Consider the following 22,520-nt stretch of genomic DNA (forward strand, 5'->3'; position numbering starts at 1 on the left):
GTGCTTAGATCGCCTGAGCGCGGGACTCTTCCAGATAGATTTCGCGCAGACGTTTTGCGATTGGGCCCGGCGTACCGTCGCCCAGCGCGACACCATCTACTTCGACAACAGGCATAACAAATGCAGATGCAGATGTTGTGAAGGCTTCATCCGCTTCTTTTGCTTCATCGATGGTGAACAAGCGCTCTTCGATCTTCATCTGCGCTTCTTCCGCCAGTCGCAGAACCGCTTTCCGCGTGATGCCATGCAGAATGTCGTTGGACAAAGGACGGGTCACGATCACACCGTCTTTGACGTAATAGGCGTTGTTTGATGTACCTTCGGTGACATAACCGTCTTCGATCATCCAAGCATCGTCTGCACCGGCAGCTTTCGCCATCATTTTACCCATGGATGGGTAAAGCAGTTGAACGGTCTTGATATCGCGGCGGCCCCAGCGGATGTCCTCAATCGAAATCACCTTCGCGCCCTTTTGGGCCGCTGAGCTATTCGCCAGACCCGGCTTATTCTGGGTGAACAGAACGAGTGTTGGTTTTGTATCCTCAGATGGGAACACAAAATCACGATCACCGTCAGACCCGCGTGACACTTGTAGGTAGATCAAACCTTCTTCGATGCCATTCAGCTCAACCAGTTTCCGGTGAATTTCCAGCAGCTCTTCCTTGGTGCAAGGCGCTTGCATGTCGAGCTCATTCAAGGAGCGCTCAAGACGTACAGCATGACCTTCAAAGTCGATCAGCTTGCCATCGAGCACGGAAGTCACCTCATACACCGCATCGGCAAACAGGAAACCACGGTCAAAGATGGAAACCGTTGCTTCGGTTTCTGGCAGGTATTCACCATTCACATATACGGTACGGGTCATAATGGTCTCCTTAACCCCAAAGTGCAGGAACAGGCGGATGAACGCCCTCTGCGTCAAATGTCAAAGCGTTATCGCGGTCTTCGGCCAATAGCAGCGGTCCGTCAAGGTCTGTTATCATCGCGCCTTGTGCCACAAGCGTGGCCGGAGCCATGGCGAGCGACGAGCCAACCATGCAGCCAACCATGACTTTGTAACCTGCTGCGAGCGCCTCTTCGCGAAGTTTGAGCGCTTCGGTGAGGCCACCGGTTTTGTCCAACTTGATGTTCACCACATCGTATTTGCCGGTGAGTTTCGGCAGGCTTGTGCGATCATGGCAGCTTTCATCGGCGCACACGGGAACCGGGCGTTCCATACCGATCAAAGCCTCGTCCTCACCGGAAGGCAGCGGTTGTTCAACCAATTCAACACCCAAACGCACCAGATGTGGCGCGAGCTCTGCATAAACCTCAGCAGACCAGCCCTCATTGGCATCCACGATAATGGTCGATTTTGGTGCCCCTGCGCGCACAGCTTGCAGCCGCGGCATATCGTCGGCAGTGCCAAGCTTAATCTTCAAGAGCGGGCGATGTGCGTTCTCCGCCGCTTGCTTTTGCATATTCTCAGGGGTGTCGAGCGACAGCGTGTATGCGGTGATTTCTGGTTCCGGTTTGGGCAACCCCGCAAGTTCCCAAACAGGTTTGCCTGCGATCTTCGCTTCCAAATCCCAAAGCGCGCAATCAACAGCGTTTCTTGCGGCACCCGCGGGCAACAAGCCCTGCAATTCTTCGCGGCTAAAGTCTGCGGGCAGCGCGTCAATCTCAGCGGTGACACTCTCAAGCGTCTCATTGTAGCGCGCATAAGGCACACATTCGCCCCAGCCGGTCACACCATCTTTTTCGATCTTAACGGTCAGAACCTCAGCCTGCGTACGAGACCCACGCGAGATGGTAAAAACCTGCGCCAGCTTAAAAACGTCTTTTGAAACGGTGACCTTCAAAAACCCGCCCCCATCTTTCTTTTTGGCAAAAAATATCCCCGCCGGAGGCATCACACATTTCAGCGCGAACCTCCGGCGGGGTCTATAGATCAGATTGCAGCGAGGGCGTCCACAAGACGGCCTGCGCCATGGCGGTATGGGTCGATGGTTGGCAGACCCATCTCTTCTTCTACCTTCGCGCAATATGCGGTCGCTTCATCATCAGACAGGTGCTGGGTGTTGATGGAGATGCCAGCCACAACACAGTCTGGGTTCGCAACGCGTGCCAGCTGTAACGCAACGTCGCGCAGATCTTGCAGGCTTGGCAAAGAATAGCCCGGCAGACCACGCATGTGAGTCCGTGTTGGCTCATGGCAGAGGATCAGCGCATCGGGCTGTCCACCATGCACCAGCGCCATGGTCACGCCAGAATAGGACACGTGGAACAAAGAGCCCTGCCCTTCGATGAAATCCCAGTGGTCTGCGTCATTGTCAGGTGTCAGATATTCAACCGCACCCGCCATGAAGTCCGCGATGACCGCGTCCAGAGGCACGCCGGAGCCAGTGATCAAGATACCTGTTTGACCAGTCGCGCGGAAAGTCGACTTCAGACCGCGCTTCTGCATTTCTGCATCCATCGCCATCGCTGTGTACATCTTACCCGCAGAACAATCGGTGCCGACGGCCAAGCAACGCTTACCAGTTCGCTTCACGCCATTCGCGATCGGGTACTGAACGGATGGAATGCGAACGTCGTGCAGCGTGCGACCATGCATCAGCGCCGCCGCGACCAAATCGCCCTCGTCAGACAGAAGATTGTGCAGGCCGGATGCGATGTCATAGCCCATCTCGATCGCTTTCAGGAGCACTTCTTTCCAAGTGTCAGAGATCACCCCGCCGCGGTTGGCAACACCAACAACAAGTGTCTTTGCGCCAGCATCCAGACCCTCTTGAAGAGTCATTTCGGTGATACCCAAATCCGCGCCACAACCTGGCAGGCTGATTTGGCCTACTGCGTTTTCAGGACGCCAGTCGCGAATACCAATGGCCACTTTCGCAGCCAACATGTCGGGCGCATCGCCCAAGAAAAGCAGATATGGTGTCTCGATCATCGCCATGCTCCCGATATAAAATTCCAATCGCATGGAGATTTCAGCAAAATCTTCCGAATTTTCTCTCAAACACGTCATTATTGCTGACTTTTTTGGAAGGAATATTCTGTTTTTTGGGCTTTATTCGAATTTTCTTCTCTCAAAGCTCAGCTTATCGAAGAATCTGCGACGTCGCGCAAATCGCCGCAACGCAGCGTAATTTTGCCGCGAACGCGAAATTTATGATTGCAGCCAGTAACGTAATTTAATAACCATCAAGCAACACAAATTGTAACTTCCTTACCCAAAGGATTCCAAATGAGCTTCCGCATCCAGCCCGCCGCGCCTGCCCGCCCAAACCGCTGCCAGTTGTTTGGCCCAGGCTCTCGTCCAGCGATCTTTGAGAAGATGGCCGCCTCCAGTGCAGACGTGATCAACCTTGACCTTGAGGACTCCGTTGCACCATCTGACAAAGATTCAGCGCGTGCAAATGTCATCGAAGCGATTGGCAGCGTCGACTGGGGCAACAAATACATCTCTGTGCGCATCAACGGTCTGGACACGCCTTACTGGTATCGCGATGTCGTAGATCTTTTGGAACAAGCGGATGAGCGCTTGGATCAAATCATGATCCCAAAAGTTGGCTGCGCCGAAGACATTTACGCAGTCGACGCATTGGTCACCGCTATTGAGGCCGCGAAAGGTCGCAAAAAGAAAATCTCGTTTGAAGTGATCATCGAATCCGCGGCAGGCATCGCCCATGCGGAAGAAATTGCCGCTGCCTCTCCTCGCCTTCAAGCCATGAGCCTTGGCGCGGCCGATTTCGCAGCCTCCATGGGCATGCAAACCACCGGGATCGGTGGCACACAGGAAAACTACTATATGCAAGTGGGTGAAAACCGTCATTGGTCAGACCCTTGGCATTGGGCACAGGCCAAGATCGTTGCCGCTTGCCGGACCCACGGCGTCCTGCCGGTCGACGGGCCATTTGGTGACTTCTCTGACGATGACGGCTTCATCGCGCAGGCACGTCGTTCCGCCACGCTCGGCATGGTCGGCAAATGGGCGATTCACCCGAAACAAATCGCATTGGCCAATGATGTCTTCACCCCATCCGAGGAAGCGGTTGCAGAAGCACGCGAAATCCTCGCAGCTATGGAAGACGCAAAGGCAAAAGGTGAAGGCGCAACCGTTTACAAGGGTCGCCTTGTGGATATCGCCTCGATCAAACAAGCCGAAGTGATCGTCGCACAGGCCGAACTGATCACCGCAAGCTAAAACCAAATTTCCCGGGCACTGTTCGTTTTCCCTAAGGACCTGCCCGTCCCCGGCAACCCGGACGCAAGCTCTCTGTCCGGGTTGCCAGCCTTAACTCCGCTGGTCTTTCGGAGACCCCATCACCACATAGCTGGTGATCGAGTGGACCTGGGGCAGCACACCCAACACATCTGTATGAAACGTTTTGTAGGCCACAAGGTCAGTCGCCTCGACGCGCAATAGGTATTCGACTGCGCCCGTTATGTTGTGGCATTCGATCACTTCAGGGGCACGCGAAATGGCCCGCTCAAACGCTTCCTGAGCGTCTTTTGTGTGCTGGTTCAATCCAACAGTCACGTAAGCCACAAAGCCAATCCCGCGTTTCCCGCGATCAAGCACCGCACGATAACCAGAGATCACGCCCTCACGCTCTAGCTCCTGCACCCGACGCAAACATGCCGAAGGCGACAGACCCACGCGATCTGCTAATTCAAGATTGCTCATCCGGCCATCGCGAGCCAGCTCTCGCAATATATGATCGTTTATTTCATCATTTTTCGCCATTGATTGCGAAACTATCTAAAATGAACACCAAAACGCAACCCAACACGGCTATTTATCCCTCATGATTGCGAAATGACCATTGAAATCCTCACCGCCCTTGTCGCATTCGCCTTCGTCACGTCGATCACCCCAGGCCCAAACAACATGATGTTGCTGGCCTCCGGGGCAAATTTCGGCTTCGTTCGCACGATCCCACATATGCTTGGAATTGGGATCGGCTTTACAATTATGGTGATGTTGGTGGGCGCAGGGCTGATGCAGCTGTTTGATGCTTGGCCGCCCAGTTATCTGATCCTGAAAGTGCTCAGCGCAGCGTATATGTTATGGCTGGCCTGGAAGATCGCACATTCGGCAAGCCCCGAAGGCATGAGTGCAGGCGCGAAACCTATGACATTCACGCAAGCGGCGCTATTCCAGTGGGTGAACCCCAAGGCTTGGACCATGGCGCTGTCGGCGATCACGCTCTATGCACCGGGTCGCGAGCTTCTATCTGTACTGCTGGTCGCCATCGTCTTTGGAGGGATCAACCTCCCGACCGTCAGCACTTGGACGATTCTGGGTCAAAAGCTGCGCGTTATCCTGAGCAACCCGCGCCGCCTAACGGTCTTTAACTGGACGATGGCCGCGCTCTTGGTCATTTCTCTTATCCCCAGCCTGACAGCATGAGTTGCAATTGTCTGCACGTAGGGTCATATAGCGAAACGCAGGATTGCGCGGAGTGAACAATGACCAACTACCTCGATTTTGAAAAACCGCTGGCCGAGATTGAAGGCAAAGCCGAAGAACTTCGGGCCATGGCGCGGCAAAATGAGGAAATGGATGTCTCTGACGAGGCGGCTGCGCTGGACAAAAAGGCCAGCGAACTTTTGGAAGAGCTGTATCAAACCCTGACTCCATGGCGGAAATGCCAGGTGGCGCGGCACCCGGATCGCCCCCATTGCGAAGATTACATCAAAGCACTGTTCACCGAATACACGTCCCTCGCCGGCGACCGGAATTTTGCCGATGACCATGCGGTTATGGGCGGTTTGGCGCGGTTTAACGATCAGCCAGTGATGGTGATTGGTCAGGAAAAGGGCAACAACACCAAGTCACGTATCGAACGCAATTTCGGCATGGCCCGTCCTGAAGGCTATCGTAAGGCGATCCGCCTAATGGAGATGGCCGACAAATTTGGCATCCCGATTGTCACGCTCGTGGACACGCCGGGCGCATACCCTGGCAAAGGCGCGGAAGAGCGCGGCCAGTCCGAAGCCATCGCCCGCAGCACAGAAAAGTGCCTGCAAGTAGGCGTCCCGGTGATCTCTGTGATCATTGGCGAAGGTGGTTCCGGTGGCGCGGTTGCGCTGGCAACAGCCAACAAGCTCGCAATGCTAGAGCATTCTGTTTACTCCGTGATCACGCCAGAAGGTTGCGCATCTATCCTTTGGAAAGACGCCAACAAGATGCGTGAAGCGGCGGAAGCACTGCGTCTGACCGCTGGTGATCTCCTACAACTGGGTGTCGTGGATCGCAGCATCACCGAACCTCTGGGTGGCGCGCATCGTGGCCGCGACCAAGCGATCGAAGCTGTCGGCAACGCCATCGCTGAAATGCTGAAAGAGGTGGATGGTCTGAGCCGCGAGGACGTCATCAAGTCCCGCCGCCAGAAGTTCATGGATCTGGGCAGCAAAGGTCTCGCCGCGTAAAGCGAGTCCTTTAGGACGCCAGCAGACGCAACCCGTTTGTCACATCAGACCTGACCGCAAGTCGAAGACCGGGCTCATCCCCAGCCTTTAGTGCTGCAATAATCAAACGATGATAGTGCGGCGGCTCGGACCGGCGCAATTTGCCGTAGAGTTGACGCATCGTTGGCCCCATTTGCAGCCAAACGGTTTCCGCCATTGCAAGCATCGCAGGCGCTTGGGCACGCAGATATAGCGCGCGGTGAAAATCAAGATTGGCGCGAATATATCCAACCGCATCTTTCTGCGCGACCCGTTCAGCGACCGAGTTATTGATGGCCTGCAATCGATCAATCAAAGCCATGTGCGCACGCGGGAGCGCCCGGCTGGACAGTTCGACTTCGATCAGCGCACGCAGGGCCGCAAGCTCTTCGATGCGATCATTTGTAAGTTCCGGGGTCGCAACCCTGCCCGAGCTTGAAAGAGTTAATGCGCCCTCGGCGACCAAACGCCGAACCGCTTCTCTTGCAGGTGTCATAGACACGCCGAACTCAGATCCAATCCCTCGAAGTGTCAACGCATGTCCGGGCAGAATCTCTCCGTGCATGATCCTTGATCGCAATCCGCGATAGACACGGTCATGGGCGGATGTGGCGTAGTCTTGTGGCTTTTGATTTTGCAGCATTCAAAGAATGTGATCACAAAAAAGCCGGAGGTCAATCGCGAAAGTGGCTTAAGCGAAGCGATAGCGATGCAACTTTTCGCCATGCTGCTTCAGCCAACGCCTTTCCGCTTGGAAGGGTCCATAAAGACGCTCGACGAGTGCCCAGAATTTTGGGGAGTGGTTCATCTGATCCAGATGCGCCACCTCATGGGCTGCCACGTAGTTTAGCACCTCTTCCGGCGCCATGATCAGGCGCCAAGAATACATCAAACCGCCGGCCGATGTGCAGGACCCCCAGCGAGACCGGGTATCACGCAAGGTGAATTTGCTATAGGGGCGCCCCAAAGCCTGCGCATAGCGATCCGAAGCCGCAACCAGACGCTCCCGCGCTTGCAATTTTAAGAACGCTTCGACCTGACGACCGACGGCCTTGCGGCCCGAGGGCACCAAAAGCATGTCGCTTTCTATCGAAACGGTTTTGGCACTGCCCAGCGCGATATCAAGCAGCTCGCCTTGAAACGGGATCGATGCCCCTAGATCCACCAAAATCTCGCCTGGGAGATCGGATAACTGCGACCGAACCCAATCGGCCTTCTGCGCCACAAAGGCCAGACCCTCTTTCTCTGGCACGCGCTGGGGCAAAGTCAGGCTGACACGCCCATCCAGGCGAGAGACCCGCAAACTGATCCGTCGCGCCCGCTTGCTGCGGCGCAAGTGAACCTCAATTTGGGGCTCTCCATTTGGACCAATTGGCAGAAAATGTTGTGTCATTGCACCCTCAACGCATCGGATTATGCGTTACCCTTTGACTTGCCCCGTCACATATGGCACTTGGCGCGAACTGTCGACAAGACTCACGTGATTTAGGGGGATTCCCATGCCCAAAGAAGAATGGGGCGTAAAGCGCCTGTGCCCGACAACTGGCAAGCGTTTTTACGACCTGAACAAAGATCCAATCGTCAGCCCTTACACCGGTGAGGTGGTTGAGATGGACAGCGGCAAGAGCCGCATGATTGCTGCAGATGATGAAGATGCGGCGACATTGAAAGCCAAAGCAGCAACCGCAGATGATGCGGAAGTGCTTGAGGATGATGATGTAGATATCGATCTGGACGATGATGTGTTGGACGAGGACGACGACGATAACGTTTCCCTCGACGACATCGCAGATGTTCCAGCGGACGATAACGACGATTGATCTCATTCGGGCGGGATTTCCACTTGATCCCGCCCAATGAAATGCCTAATTAGGCGCGCACAGATGAACGCCGAATAGCAAAATCATCTGGCAAATTTGGGGCCTTAGCTCAGCTGGGAGAGCGCTACAATGGCATTGTAGAGGTCAGGGGTTCGATCCCCCTAGGCTCCACCAATTTTCCAATTGAAAATGATCACATGGTTCTGCATGTTCGGTCAGAGAAATTGCATTTGGCGACTTTGTCTGTGAGATTCTACAGCAGCAATTGTCGCTAAGGCGCTTCCACTTACTGTGGCCTTGCAACGTCTGACTTCAGCAGACTGGATTACAAAAACAGGGCTGAGCTGAGATTCTGCGCTGCAGTTAAAAGGATATCTTTGCGCTCAATAGCCTCAGTCAAAGACACCCGCTGTGAAGGCCCGTGGTAAGCGATGCTGGCAATGTAACGTCCTTGCGTATCCAAAACCGGGACCGCTATTGCAACCATTCCTTCGATAAACTCTTGCTGATCAAGCGCGTATCCTTGCTTGCGGATCTGACTGAGTTCCTCAAGTAGGCGCTCCGGTGTATCGAGTGTAAATTGGGTCATACTTTCCAGCGCAAGCGAGTTTACCAGCGCTTCACGTTTTTTCTGTGCGAGACTTGCCAGAAAAGATTTACCGCTCGCCGTGCAATGGAAGGGTACGCTTGTGCCGATCGGAAGCTGAACTCGAAAGGGCCAGTCGGTTTCCACGCGATCCAAATAATGCATCCCGGTATTGCCCGGCGCTGCGTAGTTGACGGTTTCACCGACGCATTCAGACACCTGTTTCAGAATTTGGTGGCGCGCCACGTGATCTCTTGAATTGTAAAGCAACCCAGATCCCATTTCACGAAGACGCCGGGCAACTTGGTATTTTTTGGCATTGCCGGGGCGTGTCAGAAACCCGTTCTCCTCGAGCGTCACGCACAATCTGTGAACGGTCTGTTTTGGCAACCCAAGTTCTTCGTTAATCTGTGTCGCTGTCATCGGCAGATCACTTTTCCCTAGAATTTCCAGGATCAAAAGCGTGCGCAGATTGGTTGGGATGCGATCAGAATCCGGCAATTAAGCCCCCTTCGTAAAAAAAGATGGTGGATTTTCCACGAATCACTGTAACGTCATTTTTTACCAAATTCGAGACCTAAAGTCTCATTTTTTGATAATTGAGGAAATATGAAGTTCGACTTCGTCATTGTTGGAGCTGGATCGGCTGGTTGCGCACTTGCAAATCGTCTGAGTGCAGATGATCGGTTCACGGTTGCGCTGATTGAAGCGGGGCCTGCGGATCGCAATCCTTGGATCCATGTTCCGGTGGGATACTTCCGCACGATGGGCAATCCCCGTTCCGACTGGATGTATATGACAGAACAGGACCCAGGTATTGCCGGGCGCGCTATTTCATGGCCGCGCGGTCGCGTGCTTGGAGGTTCGAGTTCGATCAACGGTCTGCTTTATGTTCGGGGGCAGCCTGAAGACTATAACCATTGGGCACAACTCGGCTGCACAGGCTGGGCGTGGGACAGTGTTCTACCGCTCTTCAAGCGTTCAGAAACCTGGCATGGAGACCACTCAAACGACGTGCGTGGCACCGATGGACCTCTGTCCGTACAAGACAGCCGTTTGACTCGCGAAGTCGTGGACACTTGGATCGATGCTGCCGAAACCGCAGGATACAGGCGCACGTCAGACTATAACGGAGAAGACCAAGAAGGCGTTGGGTATTTCCAGCTCACCATGCGCAAAGGCCGCAGATGCTCTTCTGCAGTTGCTTACCTGAACCCCGTGAAGCACCGCCAGAACTTAACAATCATCACAGATGCGCAGACCGAAAAAGTACTCATCGAAGATGGGCGCACAACTGGCATTCGTATCAAGCGCAATGGCGCGATGGAGGATATTCACGCCCGCAAGGAAGTGATCCTGAGTGCAGGCGCGATTGGGTCACCCCAGATTCTCATGCTTTCCGGGATCGGGGACCCTGAAGAGCTGAAACCCCACGGGATCGAGGTCCGGTCGGCGCTTTCCGGTGTTGGGAAGAACCTCCAGGACCATCTTCAGGCACGTCCGGTCTACAAGACCAATCTCAGCACCATCAATACCGAAGCGAATAGCATCTTCAAAAAAGGTATGATGGCGATGCAATACGCGTTGACCCAGCGCGGGCCTATGACAATGGCCGCAAGCCTGGGCACCGGTTTCCTTAAGACCGACGATCAATTGGAAACCCCAGATATTCAGTTCCACATCCAACCTTGGAGCGCGGATAAGCCGGCCGATGGCCCGCACAAGTTTTCCGCCTTTACGGCGTCAGTCTTGCAGCTGCGCCCTGAAAGCGCAGGACATTTGTCGCTGCGCTCTGCGAACATGGACGACCATCCGGAAATACATCCGAACTACCTGGCGACCGATTTGGATTGCACTACCATCGTTAAGGGCATCCAGATCGCTCGCAAGATCGCTCAAACAGACCCGCTTAAGGCGCATATCACGGAAGAACATGCGCCCGGTTCTGACATTGCGATGGATGACGAACAGGGCACGCTGGATTGGGCGCGCCGCACAGCGGTGACGATCTATCACCCAACCGGCACCTGCAAAATGGGTGTCGATGACATGGCCGTCGTTGACCCTCGGTTAAAGGTCAAAGGCGTTAATGGGCTGCGGGTGGCGGACGCATCCATCATGCCGCAGATCGTCAGCGGCAATACCAACGCGCCCTGTATCATGATCGGCGAAAAGGCCGCCGATCTTGTGTTGGAGGACGCAAGATCATGACGCGCGAGCAGCACAAGATGCCGGATCTCGGCACACAATTTAGATCGGCAAGCCGATCTCAATACTTTCGGGGCAGTGCCTTCGGCCTCGCAAACGCCAAAAAGAAGACAGAAGGCTTTATCTCAAGGGAGGAGAATAAATGCTTAAGTTCAAACATATAGCGGCGGGCGCAACTGCCTTGGCGCTGATGGCGACCACGGCAATGGCCGAGAAGGTGCTTCGCATCCAATCGGTTTTGCCTATCACTGCCGATGAGGTGTTCATGCTGAACGAGTTCGGCAAGGACGTAGCCGCGCTGACCGGTGGGTCGCTAACCATTGAAGTGTTGCCGGCGGGTGCCGTTGTTGGCCCTCGCGACATCATGGACGCGGTTGACGCCGGTCTGGTCGAAGGTGGCTTTGCTTGGACGCACTATTGGGGCGGCAAGCACGTCGCTGCAAACCTCTTTGGTGCGCCAGTCGCCGGTGCGGGTGTTGGCCTAGACAACATCGCGTTCCTCAGCTGGTTCCAATACGGCGGCGGTAAAGAGCTTTATGATCGTCTTTGGGACGAGATGGGCGTGAACGTCAAAGGCTTCATGTTGCAGCCGGTAGGTCCAGAAGCGTTGGGTTGGTTCCCGAAACCAATTGAATCCATGGATGACTTCCGTCAGATGCGTTTCCGCGCTCCTCCAGGTATGGTTGGCGCAGCATACGCGGACATCGGTGTCCCAGCGGTCGCAATGGGCGGCGGTGACATTCTGCCAGCCTTGGAAAAAGGCACCATCGACGCAGCGGAATGGTGCTGCCCAAAGCCTGACTCCGTGTTTGGCTTCCAGAAGGTCCTGAAGCACTACTATCTGCAAGGCCTGCACCAGGTGACTGTGAACGCGGACATGTATGTGAACCGTGATTTCTATGACAGCCTGACTGAACAAGAGCAGATGGCGCTGGACGTTGCAGCAAATGCATCCCTGAGCAAGTCCCTGTCTTACCGTATCTATGAAAACGGCAAGGCGCTGAAGGATCTTACCGAAAACCACGGTGTCATCCTTGAGGACACGCCTCAGGACTACTTTACCGAGTACATGGCAGCAGCGAAAAAAGCACTGCAAGCAGCGGCGGATGAGGATGAATTCTTCGCCGAGGTTTGGCAGTCCCAAAAAGACTTTGCTGACATTGCGGTGCCATTCTGGGCCGGTGCACAGACCTCAAACGCAGGTCTAGGTCGCGCTCATGCGGCGACGCTGAAGTAACAAGTGAAACGTGCGGCGCCTTAAATTCGGTGCCGCACGACACCGATCAAACGTCACGACAACTTCGCCATTTTTGGCAAGGGCCAACACTCAGTTGACCCTTACCCAAAATGAGCACCCGTAAAGGGCGTTTATCGACCAGGGAGAGAGGGGAGATAGGGTATGGCCACAGATGAGGTAAACCCAGATGAACTCGAGATTGCTGACGAGTTGATCGCGGAGCGGCGCGCTGAAGCGCCGGGAGAAACACCCGAAGACATGACAGCTTGGCAGCGCCCAATCACCGCCGCCATTGACGTCATTAACCATCGCGCGGGTCAGGTCATTGCCCTCATGATGGTGCCGCTCATTGCGGTCGTGGTCTACGAAGTGTTCATGCGGAATTCCTTTGCGATCCTGCAAGATGCAGGATTTGAGGATTTCGCCCGCGCCCTTGGCCTTGGTCCAACGCTTTGGGTCTATGACACCAGCCGAATGATCGCCGGTATGCTCTTTATGGCCGCCGCGGGTTACGGGTTGATGCGCGGTGTTCATATCCGGGCGGATTTCCTTTACCGCAATTGGTCAGATAAGACGCAAGCAACCGTCGACGCGTCCCTATATCTGCTGTTCTTTTTACCTTCGATGGCGCTGTTCACAGTTGTTGCATCCCAATTCTGGTGGCTTGCGTTCACAACCGGTGAAACCATGGCGCTTGATAGTGCGTGGCAACCGATCCTTTGGCCTGCACGTATCGCTATGCCAATCGGTGGTTTCCTATTGTTTCTGCAGGGTATTCCGGAAATATTCCGCGCCTTCCACAAAATGGGCAAAGAACGCGAACGCTTCTTTGTACGGCTTCTGCCGATCTACGTCATCGTCTTTGTCTGGCTGATGCTCGCAGTATTCGCACCCGATATTGTGCCGGGTGGCGAGTGGTTCACCGAACTCATGAAAGCGCGGCCAAGCCTGTCTAAGCCAACCATTGGCCTGATCATGCTCGGGGCAATGCTGTTCGTGATCTTCATCGGTTTCCCGATCTCTTTCACGCTGGTTTTCCTTGGCTTCGTGTTTGGCATCTGGGGTGCGAATTTCAAACTCACGACCCTTCTGATGACACTGAACACAAACTCCACCATGCTGAATGATCAGCTGATGGCGGTGCCATTGTTCGTGCTGATGGGCATCGTGATGGAGGCCGCGGGTTTGATGGAGCGTCTCTTCGCATCCATCCAAATGATCATGGCCCGCGTCCGTGGTGCACTGTTCATCGCTGTTTTGATCGTCTCGACGATCTTCGCGGCAGCGACAGGTATCGTTGGCGCATCTGTGACACTGCTAGGGATTATGGCCGGCGCGACGATGAGCCGGTCAGGCTATGACGTGAAATTGGCGGCTGGGACGATCACGGCTGGCGGTACATTGGGTATTCTGATCCCACCATCGATCATGTTGATCGTAATGGGTCCTGTGTTGGAAGTTTCCACATTGGATCTGTTCCGCGGGGCCTTCATTCCCGGCGCGCTACTCGCATCACTCTACCTGCTTTACACGCTGGGTCGCTGCTGGCTGAACCCAGAGCTGGGTCCCGTTCTGGCAGAAGAGGATCAGCCTGATACGTCCAAATACTACGGTGCAGAGGTTGCGTTGATTTGCCTTGGCATTCTCACCATCTGTCGTGTCTTTGGCATCAGCTTGAGCGGAAGCTTGGGTAGCATCGTCCCATTCGGCGGCCTAATCGTGCTTGGTATCACGCTGCTGATCGCTCACAGGGCTTACCGGAACGTCAGTGTTCTACGCATTGTTCTGCCCATCGCAGTCCTGTTCCACATCTTCATGATCTTCGCGAATATGAGTACGGATGGAGGTTTGCCAATCTGGTCCATCATCTTCGCGGCGTTCACGATCCTGCTCGCGGTATTGGCCCGCCCGATCTATGGCAAAGACGCCGACGAAGGGTTCTATTTCTCACAGCTGTGGGACGAATTCTTTGCTGGATTGATGCCACCGACCATCCTGATCTCCTTCGCTTTGGGGTCGATCTTGTTGGGCCTGGCAACACCGGCGGAAGCCGCGGCAATGGGTGCATTTGGTGCGATCCTTCTGTCGGTCGCCTACCGCAAGTTCACCATTCCAAGCTTCTTTGACAGCCTGATCAAGGCGCTGGAAATCACCGTCCTAATCATGTTCCTGGTGGCCGCATCCAATTTCTTTGGAGCGCAGTTCTCGGCCCTTGGCACACCAAAGATGATGACAGAGATCCTGCTGGGACTCGAGCTGTCGCCTTACCTGATCTTGCTGCTGGTTATGGCGCTGATCTTCTTGTTGGGCTGGCCTCTGGAGTGGGTGCCAATCGTACTGATCGTCGTCCCGATCTTGCTGCCCACTGTGGAGAAGCTCGATATCTACGGGCTGGATCGCTACGACCTCATGGTTTGGTTCGGTATTCTTGTGGCGGTTAATCTACAAACCGCATGGCTTTCGCCACCGGTGGCGCTGTCGGCCTACTTCCTCAAAGGCGTGGTGCCGAATTGGGACCTAAAGGACATCTACTTGGGCATGATGCAGTTCATGTTGGTTCAGCTGTTCGGCTTGATCCTTCTGTTCCTCTTCCCACAACTCGTCCTTTGGCTACCCGCCGTCATGTCAGGGAATTAACAAATGAGCGCACAACGCAACACGCTGTCCTATTTGAAATGGCCGCTGGTCGTCACCGTTATCGGGCTTGGCTTGTCGGGCTGGCTTGGCTGGGCGACAACGGGAACCATCCCTGGGCTCGTCTCTTTCTTAGTCGTCGGCACAGTTTTGGCGGCGCTGGAGATCGCGCTGTCCTTTGACAATGCCATCGTAAACGCCAACAAGCTGGAAGAGATGACCCCGGTTTGGCAGCGTAGGTTCTTAACTTGGGGCATCTTGATCGCCGTCTTTGGCATGCGGATTGTCTTCCCGCTGGCGATTGTCGCAATCTTTGCTTGGATCAACCCCTTTGCGGCAATGCATCTGGCTCTGACAGACCCGGACAAATACTCGGAAATCATCGGTCACGCCCATGGGCCAATCTCCGCATTTGGCGGCACGTTCCTAATGATGGTTGCACTGAAGTTCTTCATTGATGAAGACAAGTCCATCGACTGGATTGAAATGCTAGAGAGACGCCTACGCATTTGGGGATCAATCCGTGGGTTTGAGATCGCCTTTGTTCTCGTGATTGTGCTTCTGATCTGCAGATCTATTCCCGAGCACGATCAGGGAATTTTCTTAACCTCTGCGATCATGGGGCTACTCGTATTCACCATGGTCGATGGGTTGGGCACTTATCTGGACAATATCGCGGGCAAAACCGCGGAGATTGGGGCAAAGGGTGGCCTTGGGGCGTTCCTCTATCTCGAAGTTCTAGACGCAAGTTTCTCCTTTGATGGCGTGATCGGTGCTTTTGCCCTGACAACAAACATTCTGCTCATCGCAATCGGTCTTGGCATTGGCGCGATGTATGTGCGCTCTATGACAATCATGCTCGTTGAACGCGGTACTCTGGCCGAGTTCCGCTATCTCGAACACGGCGCTTTCTATTCGATTTTCGCCCTCTCGGTTATCATGTTCCTGCAATCTCTGACCCATGTTCATGAACTCATCACCGGCGGTATCGGCATGGCACTGATCGGGTTGGCTTTCTACGCATCGATCCGACACAACAAACACGCAGCATAGCTCATCACCCTAAGAAAGGTTTTTGAATGGCACGTACCTATTTGAAAAAAGCGCCACTGACCGCCCGTTCGGATGCGGGTGAAACAGCCAAGACCGTCGCAGATATCCTCGCTGACATCGAGCAACGTGGCGAAGAGGCGGCTTTGGAATATGCCGCGAAATTCGACAAATATGTTGGCAATGTAGAGCTAACTCCGGAGGAGATCGAAGCCGCCTGCGCGAAGGTCCCGCAAAAGCTCAAAGACGATATTCTTTTTGCGCATGACAACGTGCGCCGTTTTGCGGAAGTCCAAAAAGGCACGGTTGCAGATGTCCAATACGAGATCAATCCAGGCCTGATTGCTGGTCAAAAAGCGATCCCAGTTTCCGCTGCTGGTTGCTACGTCCCTGCCGGTCGGTACCGTCATATCGCAAGCGCGATCATGACCGTCACCACCGCCAAAGTAGCGGGTTGCGAACATATTACAGTGTCATCGGCCCCACAGCCCGGCGAAGGACTGAATCCCGCAATTGTCTTTGCGGCACACGCTTGCGGCGCCAACAAGATCATGGCTCTCGGAGGCGTTCAAGGTGTCGCCTCTATGGCCTTTGGCCTTTTTGGGCAGCCCAAAGCCAATATTATCGTCGGTCCGGGCAACCAGTTCGTGGCCGAAGCAAAGCGGAGTCTATATGGCCGTGTCGGCATCGACATGATCGCGGGTCCCACTGACAGCCTGATCCTTGCTGACAAAGGTGCCGACGCGCATATTGTTGCGACGGATTTGGTGTCGCAAGCCGAGCATGGATACAACTCTCCGGTTTGGTTGGTAACAGATCACGAACCGCTGGCACGGGATGTTTTGGCGCGTGTTCCCGATCTAATTGCAGATCTCCCAGAACTTAACCGCGAAAACGCAGAAGCCGCGTGGCGCGACTATGCCGAGGTTATCGTCTGTGCAGATCGCGAAGAAATGGCGGCCACGTCTGACGACTACGCCCCAGAACACCTGACCGTCCAAGCTGATGATCTAGATTGGTGGCTCAGCCGCTTGAAATGCTACGGCTCGCTGTTCTTGGGAGAAGAGACAACCGTCTCCTATGGTGACAAGGCAGCAGGAACAAACCACGTTCTGCCGACTTCTGGAGCTGCGAGCTATACGGGTGGGTTGAGCGTCCACAAATACATGAAGATTGTCACGTGGCAGCGCGCCAGCCGCGAGGGCTCAAAACAGGTGGCTGAAGCAACGGCCCGTATCTCGCGTCTTGAAGGCATGGAAGGACACGCTCGCGCAGCCGATGTGCGATTGGCAAAATATTTCCCTGACGAAGAGTTTGATCTGACCGCCAATGGCTGACCCGCGCGATCTCTTTGACCTGACCGGGCGTGTCGCGGTCGTGACCGGTGCCAGCGGTGGCCTTGGTCGGCGTTCTGCTGAGGTGCTGAGCGCTGCTGGCGCGAAGGTGATTGCTATCGCGCGCCGCGAGAGCGACCTTCAAAGCCTTGTTGCCGATATGGGACAAGGCGCGCATGTCGCTGCTGATGTGACTGATCGTGATGGTTTCGCTGATCTGGTCTCGCGAATTGAAGCGCCTTTTGGAGCGCCTGATATCGTCGTGCATGCAGCTGGCATAAATACACGCCAATCAGCTGATGAAGTCACCCGTGATGGTTGGGATCAAACACTCGACCTCAATCTGTCAGCTCCTTTTTTCTTGTCGCAAGCGCTGGTGCCCGCGATGAAGCAGAAAGGCTGGGGCCGTATTGTCAACTTTGCTTCACTGCAGACCACCCGCGCTTTTCCCGGTGGTATCGCCTATGGCGCTAGCAAAGCAGGCGTGGGTCAAATGACCCGCGCTATGGCGGAAGCTTGGTCTAGCGACGGTATCACTGCCAATGCCATTGGACCCGGATTTTTCCCAACCGAACTGACCCAAGCGGTCTTTGATGACCCGGACCGTTCCGCGCGCAACGCAGCGCAAACATGCGTCGGTCGCAATGGGCGTCTTGAGGATATCGACGGCCCTCTTCTTTTCTTGTGCTCCGACGCATCCGCCTATGTCACCGGGCAAGTCTTGATGGTCGACGGAGGTTTCACAGCAAAATGAAAGCTCTTGTTTACGAAGGTGTTGAAAGACTTGAAATGCGGGATGTTCCGGTGCCGACCGTCAAAGACGGAGAGCATCTGGTTCGCATTCACGCCGTTGGGATATGCGGGTCAGATATCCATGCGTATCTCGGTCACGATGAACGCCGCCCCGCTCCGCTCACCCTCGGGCATGAGGCCGCTGGGGTCGTTGAGGATGGTCCATGGAAAGGGCGTCGGGTCACTATTAACCCACTGGTGACTTGTGGAACCTGCTCTTATTGCCGATCAGGCCGTACCAATCTGTGCCCTGACCGCCAGATCATTTCGATGCCCCCGCGCGAAGGGGCATTCGCGCAATTCGTTTCGATGCCAGAATCAAACCTCATCCCCGTGCCCGACAGCTTCTCCTTGGAAAAGGCCGCGCTTGCAGAGCCGATTTCTGTGAGCTGGCATGCAGCGCGTGTCGCGCTGGAGGCTTTGCACCCTTCCATGGATCGGCAAGCGCTTGTGATCGGCGGAGGCGCAATCGGGCTCGCGGCAACTCTGGCACTCACCGCTATGGGAATAACAGAAATTCAGATATCGGAGCCCAATGCCCAGCGCCGCGCGTATCTTAGAAACCAGTACGGGCTAGATGCACATGAAGCGCCCACAAAATCTGCACCAATAGTGATCGACGCAGTCGGCTTCAATGCGACGCGCGCAGCCGCATCCGAATTGGCGCAACCAGGTGGTGTGATTGTGCATGTGGGTCTCGGCGACAATGACGGCGGCTTAGATATTCGCAGACTGACACTGCAAGAGATCAGTTTTATCGGCACCTATACCTACACCGAGCAGGACTTTCGCGATGCCACCCAAGCCATGTTTGATGGACGGTTGGGCGCGCTCGACTGGTTAGAGACTCGTGCTCTAGAAGACGGATCAACCGCATTCAAAGACATGCGTGCTGGTCGGTCAGCGGCTCCAAAGATTATTCTCACCCCCTGGGGTCCCCCCAGCCAAACCTGAAAGGAAAGGTCCATGTACAAAAAGGTTCTTGTTCCAATGGCGTTGGACCACGGTATTTCGCCACACACACTGGCTATCGCCAAAGCGAATTGTGCTGAGGACGGCGAGATCACGGCGCTGCATGTGTTTGAAGTCCCCAAGGGATCGGTCAGCGTTTACATCGGCGAGGATACTGTCGAGCGCGGGTTTCAGGCAGCCCGCAATCTTTTGGAAAAGAAAGTGGCTGATATGCCGGGCGTCAAGGCGGAAATCACACGTGGCCAAGCCCACCATGCGATCACCCGCTACGCCATGGAACATAGCTTCGACTGCATCGTTATCGGTTCACATAAGCCCGGGCTGACGGACTACCTCATTGGCTCGACCGCAGCCCGAGTCGTGCGCCACGCTCCATGCGCCGTTCACGTCCATCGCGACACATAAAAGGAAGGTAAAATGAATATCGACAAACGCATTGCCGACGATCTGGCGGCCAATGATGTGTCTTTCGTCACCACTGTGCCATGCAAACAATTGGCAGGGGTGATCGAAGAGATCGATCAACGCAGCGACATCTTTCACATTCCAAGTAACAAAGAAGATGAAGGAATGGGGTTGTGCGCTGGCGCATGGATGGGGGGGAAACGTCCGGCCATCATCATGCAAAACACCGCAATTGGGGTCACGATCAACACCCTTGCGACGTTGATCCAATACTACCGCATGCCGCTACCGATGATCATTTCTTACCGAGGGGAACTGCGCGAGCCGGTCGCTTGTCAGGTGGAAATGGCGGTCCACACAAAGGCGCTTTTGGCGCAGATGCATATCCCCACATACCACTTCCACTGGCAAAGCGATGTGGAAGAGTTCGACAACATCCTGAAATACACTTTCATGTGCAACAAACCCGTCGCGATCCTAACGGATGCGAATTTCTGGGGAGGCTATGGCGACCAATGATCCGTTCAGAAATCCTAAGAGACATCGCCCCGATCCTGCGTGATCAACTGGTGGTCTGTAATATCGGCATACCTTCACAAGAACTGCATGCGATCGACGACCAGCCTACAAACTTTTACATGCTTGGAACCATGGGTTTGGCTTCCTCAATTGGCCTTGGCTTGGCCTTAGCACAGCCGAAGACAGTCATCGTGATTGACGGCGATGGATCGATCCTGACCAACTTGGGTACCCTGCCCACCATCGGCAACAATTGCCCCGACAATTATATTCTGATGATCATCGACAATGGGTCTTACGGATCCACCGGTGACCAGCCGACATATACCAGTATGAAGACGGACTTGGTTGCAATGGCGCGCGCGGCTGGCTGCGAGAATGTCGTCGAGGTACAGGACGTGGACACAGGTACAGCCCTGCAGGCAGCAATTGATAGCGGGAAAGGAACTGTGATGGTCGTGAAATGTGACAGCGGCAATGCCAAGATGCCTGTCATTACAATGGACCCAGTCGTCATCCGGGATCGCTTCATGAAGGCTGTCGCTAGCTGATGTCCTCGCGCACCATCCACTCAGCAGAAGACGCGCGGCGCATTGCCAAGCGCCGACTGCCGTGGATGGTATTTGATTATATTGACGGCGCAGCTGGCAATGAAACAGGTGCTAGACGTAATCGAAACGCTTTAGACGCCATCACCCTCACTCCGAAAATTTTGCGAGATGTCAGTGAGAGGTCCATCGTCACAAACTTGTTCGGCGTGAAAACAAAGTGCCCATTTGGCATCGCCCCAATGGGCATGTGCAATCTTTCGGCACCCGGCGCTGACTTGATGCTGGCCCGACTCGCGGCGGAGAAAAAAGTGCCTCTTGGTGTGTCGACCGTGGCCTCCACCCCACTGGAGCAAATGATTGAAGAAGCCGAGGGCAATGCTTGGTTTCAGCTCTATTTCAGCGGCGATGGGCAAAGGACATTCAAGCTTGTCGATCGAGCGAAAGCTGCCGGTTATCAAACTTTGGTTCTTACGGTGGATGTCCCAGAGGTCGGCCGTCGCCCGAGAGAGTTACGCCATGGCTTCACCATGCCGTTTCGCATGGGCCATCGTCAGGTCTTTGACTTTGCGATGCATCCCCGCTGGTCGCTAAGCACATTGTTGGCCGGGCGTCCCGACATGGCCAATTTCCTCATGGAAGGATTTGAGTTTGACCGCACAGAGAGCCGCGCCAAAGCAAATTGGGAAACTCTAAGGGCGTTACGCGATCGCTGGCCGGGCAAACTTGTCGTCAAAGGCGTGCTGGATCCTGAGGACGCAAAAGCATTGAAAGACCATGGCGTAGATGGGGTTCAAGTGTCCAACCACGGAGCCCGGCAGCTTTCTAGCAGCCCCTCCCCGATCCAAGCGTTGCCCGCCATTCGCCAAGAACTCGGTGCGGATTATCCGGTTCTCTTAGACAGCGGCATTCGTTCTGGCGAAGATATTTTGAAAGCGCTGATAACCGGCGCTGATTTTGTTTTCTTGGGGCGCATTTTGCAATTCGCAATTGCTGCAAATGGCGAAGAAGGTTTGCGCCAACTTTGGGGCGTTCTCGAAACGGAGCTGTCCAGTGCGATGGCAATGGTTGGACTAACAGAGACCCCGTAAAAAGAGCCGTTAAGCATTCAGCCGCTCCTAAGGGGAACCAAATTCCATGTTGCAAGACGCCGCTAGACCGTCTGCACCGCCCGCTCAATCCGCTCAATCATAAATTCCATAAAGAGGCGCGTCTTAGGATCCTGCCCACGCCGATGTGTATAGAGGCAAGCCATTTGAACAGGCTCCGGCGGTGTCATTTCTCCGACAACCACCAAACGCCCTTCTTCGATATGACGGGCGACCTCAAACATCGGTTTCATCACAATACCGTTTCCAGCCAGTGCCCAGTCCGTCAGGACATCGCCGTCGTCAGATTCGTATCTCCCGGACACTTGAAAGCGCTTCACACCTGCCTCAGTCATTAAAGGCCACTGAAACTCTTTTGTGCCGGGATAACGCAGGCTGAGGCATTCATGACCGGCTTCAATGATCTCTGTGCCTGATCTTGGTCTGCCCCTCGCCTTGATATAGCTCGGCGCAGCGCAGAGCACTCGTTCAATGTCTGCGATCTTGCGAATGCGCAAATTGCTGTCTTCAGGCTGACCAAGAAAGAAGGACAGATCCAAACCCTCAGTGGTCAAATCGATTTTACGGTCGGTCAAACGCAAGCGCACCGAAACAGCAGGGTATTCATTTATAAAATCAGGCACATGCGGAGCAATAAGGCGCCGGCCCACACCAAGCGGCGCAGCAACGAACAGCGACCCTTTCGGATTGTCTGTAAGGTCCGCAACATCTGCCTCGGCGTTATCGACCGCTTCTAAAACGCCACAGGCCCCCTGGTAGAAGACGCGCCCTTGCTCTGTGGGCGTCAAACTTCTTGTGGTGCGCTGGAACAATCGTACACTGAGGTGCTCTTCGAGCTGCGAGATACGCGCAGACGTCACGGCGGGTG

Annotated in this window: 23 protein-coding genes and 1 tRNA gene; 16 read left to right on the forward strand and 8 right to left on the reverse strand. The window is 54.8% G+C overall.

All coding sequences use genetic code 11. From position 1 onward, the window contains the following. Positions 1–4: 4 nt before the first annotated feature. The 3 genes from TA5113_RS11055 to dgcN all read right to left on the reverse strand — a co-directional run bounded on the left by TA5113_RS11055 (position 5) and on the right by dgcN (position 2,932). Positions 5–865, reverse strand: coding sequence for a D-amino-acid transaminase (locus TA5113_RS11055; RefSeq protein WP_058314937.1), 861 nt, complete (start codon positions 863–865; stop codon positions 5–7). Between the two features lie 10 nt (positions 866–875). Next, positions 876–1,841, reverse strand: coding sequence for an N-acetyl-D-Glu racemase DgcA (gene dgcA / locus TA5113_RS11060; protein ID WP_058315744.1), 966 nt, complete (start codon positions 1,839–1,841; stop codon positions 876–878). An 89-nt stretch (positions 1,842–1,930) separates the two neighbouring features. Then, the gene (gene dgcN / locus TA5113_RS11065) at positions 1,931–2,932 is read right to left on the reverse strand and encodes an N-acetyltransferase DgcN (RefSeq protein WP_058315743.1); all 1,002 of its coding nucleotides are present in this window, start codon (positions 2,930–2,932) and stop codon (positions 1,931–1,933) included. Positions 2,933–3,229: 297 nt separating this feature from the next. Here dgcN and TA5113_RS11070 point away from each other — a divergent pair, with 297 nt between their 5' ends. Next, positions 3,230–4,189 (forward strand): L-malyl-CoA/beta-methylmalyl-CoA lyase, encoded by a 960-nt coding sequence (locus TA5113_RS11070; RefSeq protein WP_058314936.1) that lies wholly within the window; start codon positions 3,230–3,232, stop codon positions 4,187–4,189. Positions 4,190–4,279: 90 nt separating this feature from the next. Here TA5113_RS11070 and TA5113_RS11075 read toward each other — a convergent pair whose 3' ends face one another. Further along, positions 4,280–4,732, reverse strand: a complete 453-nt coding sequence (locus TA5113_RS11075; protein WP_058314935.1) for an Lrp/AsnC family transcriptional regulator — start codon at positions 4,730–4,732, stop codon at positions 4,280–4,282. 72 nt (positions 4,733–4,804) lie between these two features. Between TA5113_RS11075 and TA5113_RS11080 the strand changes: the two genes are divergently transcribed. Then, positions 4,805–5,398: a LysE family translocator gene (locus TA5113_RS11080; RefSeq protein WP_058314934.1), complete on the forward strand. Its 594-nt coding sequence runs from the start codon at positions 4,805–4,807 to the stop codon at positions 5,396–5,398. A gap of 59 nt (positions 5,399–5,457) precedes the next feature. Beyond that, the gene (locus tag TA5113_RS11085; RefSeq protein WP_058314933.1) at positions 5,458–6,420 is read left to right on the forward strand and encodes an acetyl-CoA carboxylase carboxyltransferase subunit alpha; all 963 of its coding nucleotides are present in this window, start codon (positions 5,458–5,460) and stop codon (positions 6,418–6,420) included. 10 nt (positions 6,421–6,430) lie between these two features. On the opposite strand, the gene TA5113_RS11090 is transcribed toward TA5113_RS11085, so the two are convergent. Beyond that, positions 6,431–7,081: a GntR family transcriptional regulator gene (locus TA5113_RS11090; protein WP_058314932.1), complete on the reverse strand. Its 651-nt coding sequence runs from the start codon at positions 7,079–7,081 to the stop codon at positions 6,431–6,433. A 48-nt stretch (positions 7,082–7,129) separates the two neighbouring features. Next, a complete protein-coding gene (locus tag TA5113_RS11095) occupies positions 7,130–7,831 on the reverse strand; it encodes a M48 family metallopeptidase (protein WP_058314931.1) in 702 nt (233 codons plus the stop codon). Positions 7,832–7,937: 106 nt separating this feature from the next. Between TA5113_RS11095 and TA5113_RS11100 the strand changes: the two genes are divergently transcribed. Then, complete coding sequence (locus TA5113_RS11100) at positions 7,938–8,258, forward strand: TIGR02300 family protein (protein WP_058314930.1); 321 nt, start codon at positions 7,938–7,940, stop codon at positions 8,256–8,258. Between the two features lie 98 nt (positions 8,259–8,356). Then, a tRNA-Ala gene (locus tag TA5113_RS11105) sits at positions 8,357–8,432 on the forward strand. A gap of 151 nt (positions 8,433–8,583) precedes the next feature. Here TA5113_RS11105 and TA5113_RS11110 read toward each other — a convergent pair. Continuing rightward, a complete protein-coding gene (locus tag TA5113_RS11110; protein WP_058314929.1) occupies positions 8,584–9,345 on the reverse strand; it encodes an IclR family transcriptional regulator in 762 nt (253 codons plus the stop codon). Between the two features lie 108 nt (positions 9,346–9,453). On the opposite strand from TA5113_RS11110, the gene TA5113_RS11115 reads away from it, so the two are divergent. The 11 genes from TA5113_RS11115 to TA5113_RS11165 all read left to right on the forward strand — a co-directional run bounded on the left by TA5113_RS11115 (position 9,454) and on the right by TA5113_RS11165 (position 21,634). After that, a complete protein-coding gene (locus TA5113_RS11115) occupies positions 9,454–11,055 on the forward strand; it encodes a GMC family oxidoreductase (RefSeq protein WP_058314928.1) in 1,602 nt (533 codons plus the stop codon). 139 nt (positions 11,056–11,194) lie between these two features. Beyond that, a complete protein-coding gene (locus tag TA5113_RS11120) occupies positions 11,195–12,289 on the forward strand; it encodes a TRAP transporter substrate-binding protein (protein ID WP_058314927.1) in 1,095 nt (364 codons plus the stop codon). A gap of 162 nt (positions 12,290–12,451) precedes the next feature. Then, the gene (locus TA5113_RS11125; protein ID WP_058314926.1) at positions 12,452–14,926 is read left to right on the forward strand and encodes a TRAP transporter large permease subunit; all 2,475 of its coding nucleotides are present in this window, start codon (positions 12,452–12,454) and stop codon (positions 14,924–14,926) included. Positions 14,927–14,929: 3 nt separating this feature from the next. Further along, positions 14,930–15,976, forward strand: a complete 1,047-nt coding sequence (locus tag TA5113_RS11130) for a DUF475 domain-containing protein (RefSeq protein ID WP_058314925.1) — start codon at positions 14,930–14,932, stop codon at positions 15,974–15,976. A 26-nt stretch (positions 15,977–16,002) separates the two neighbouring features. After that, positions 16,003–17,310: a histidinol dehydrogenase gene (gene hisD / locus TA5113_RS11135; RefSeq protein ID WP_058314924.1), complete on the forward strand. Its 1,308-nt coding sequence runs from the start codon at positions 16,003–16,005 to the stop codon at positions 17,308–17,310. After that, complete coding sequence (locus TA5113_RS11140) at positions 17,303–18,061, forward strand: SDR family NAD(P)-dependent oxidoreductase (protein ID WP_058314923.1); 759 nt, start codon at positions 17,303–17,305, stop codon at positions 18,059–18,061. Before hisD ends, TA5113_RS11140 begins: the two co-directional genes overlap by 8 nt. Next, positions 18,058–19,053 carry an alcohol dehydrogenase catalytic domain-containing protein gene (locus TA5113_RS11145; protein WP_058314922.1) on the forward strand — a complete coding sequence of 332 codons (996 nt, stop codon included), beginning with the start codon at positions 18,058–18,060 and terminating at the stop codon, positions 19,051–19,053. Before TA5113_RS11140 ends, TA5113_RS11145 begins: the two co-directional genes overlap by 4 nt. 12 nt (positions 19,054–19,065) lie before the next feature. After that, positions 19,066–19,476 carry a universal stress protein gene (locus tag TA5113_RS11150; RefSeq protein WP_058314921.1) on the forward strand — a complete coding sequence of 137 codons (411 nt, stop codon included), beginning with the start codon at positions 19,066–19,068 and terminating at the stop codon, positions 19,474–19,476. 12 nt (positions 19,477–19,488) lie between these two features. Continuing rightward, positions 19,489–19,995 (forward strand): thiamine pyrophosphate-binding protein, encoded by a 507-nt coding sequence (locus TA5113_RS11155; protein ID WP_058314920.1) that lies wholly within the window; start codon positions 19,489–19,491, stop codon positions 19,993–19,995. Then, a complete protein-coding gene (gene comE / locus TA5113_RS11160) occupies positions 19,992–20,546 on the forward strand; it encodes a sulfopyruvate decarboxylase subunit beta (protein ID WP_058314919.1) in 555 nt (184 codons plus the stop codon). Before TA5113_RS11155 ends, comE begins: the two co-directional genes overlap by 4 nt. Further along, entirely contained in the window at positions 20,546–21,634 is a 1,089-nt protein-coding gene (locus tag TA5113_RS11165; RefSeq protein ID WP_058314918.1) for an alpha-hydroxy acid oxidase, read from the forward strand. The genes comE and TA5113_RS11165 overlap by 1 nt, the downstream gene beginning before the upstream one ends. 62 nt (positions 21,635–21,696) lie before the next feature. Here the strand turns inward: TA5113_RS11165 and TA5113_RS11170 are convergent. After that, positions 21,697–22,520 (reverse strand): LysR family transcriptional regulator (locus tag TA5113_RS11170; protein ID WP_082638117.1); only part of this gene is annotated, 824 nt, incomplete at its 5' end.

The sequence above is a fragment of the Cognatishimia activa genome, from assembly GCF_001458335.1.
GTDB lineage: Bacteria > Pseudomonadota > Alphaproteobacteria > Rhodobacterales > Rhodobacteraceae > Cognatishimia > Cognatishimia activa.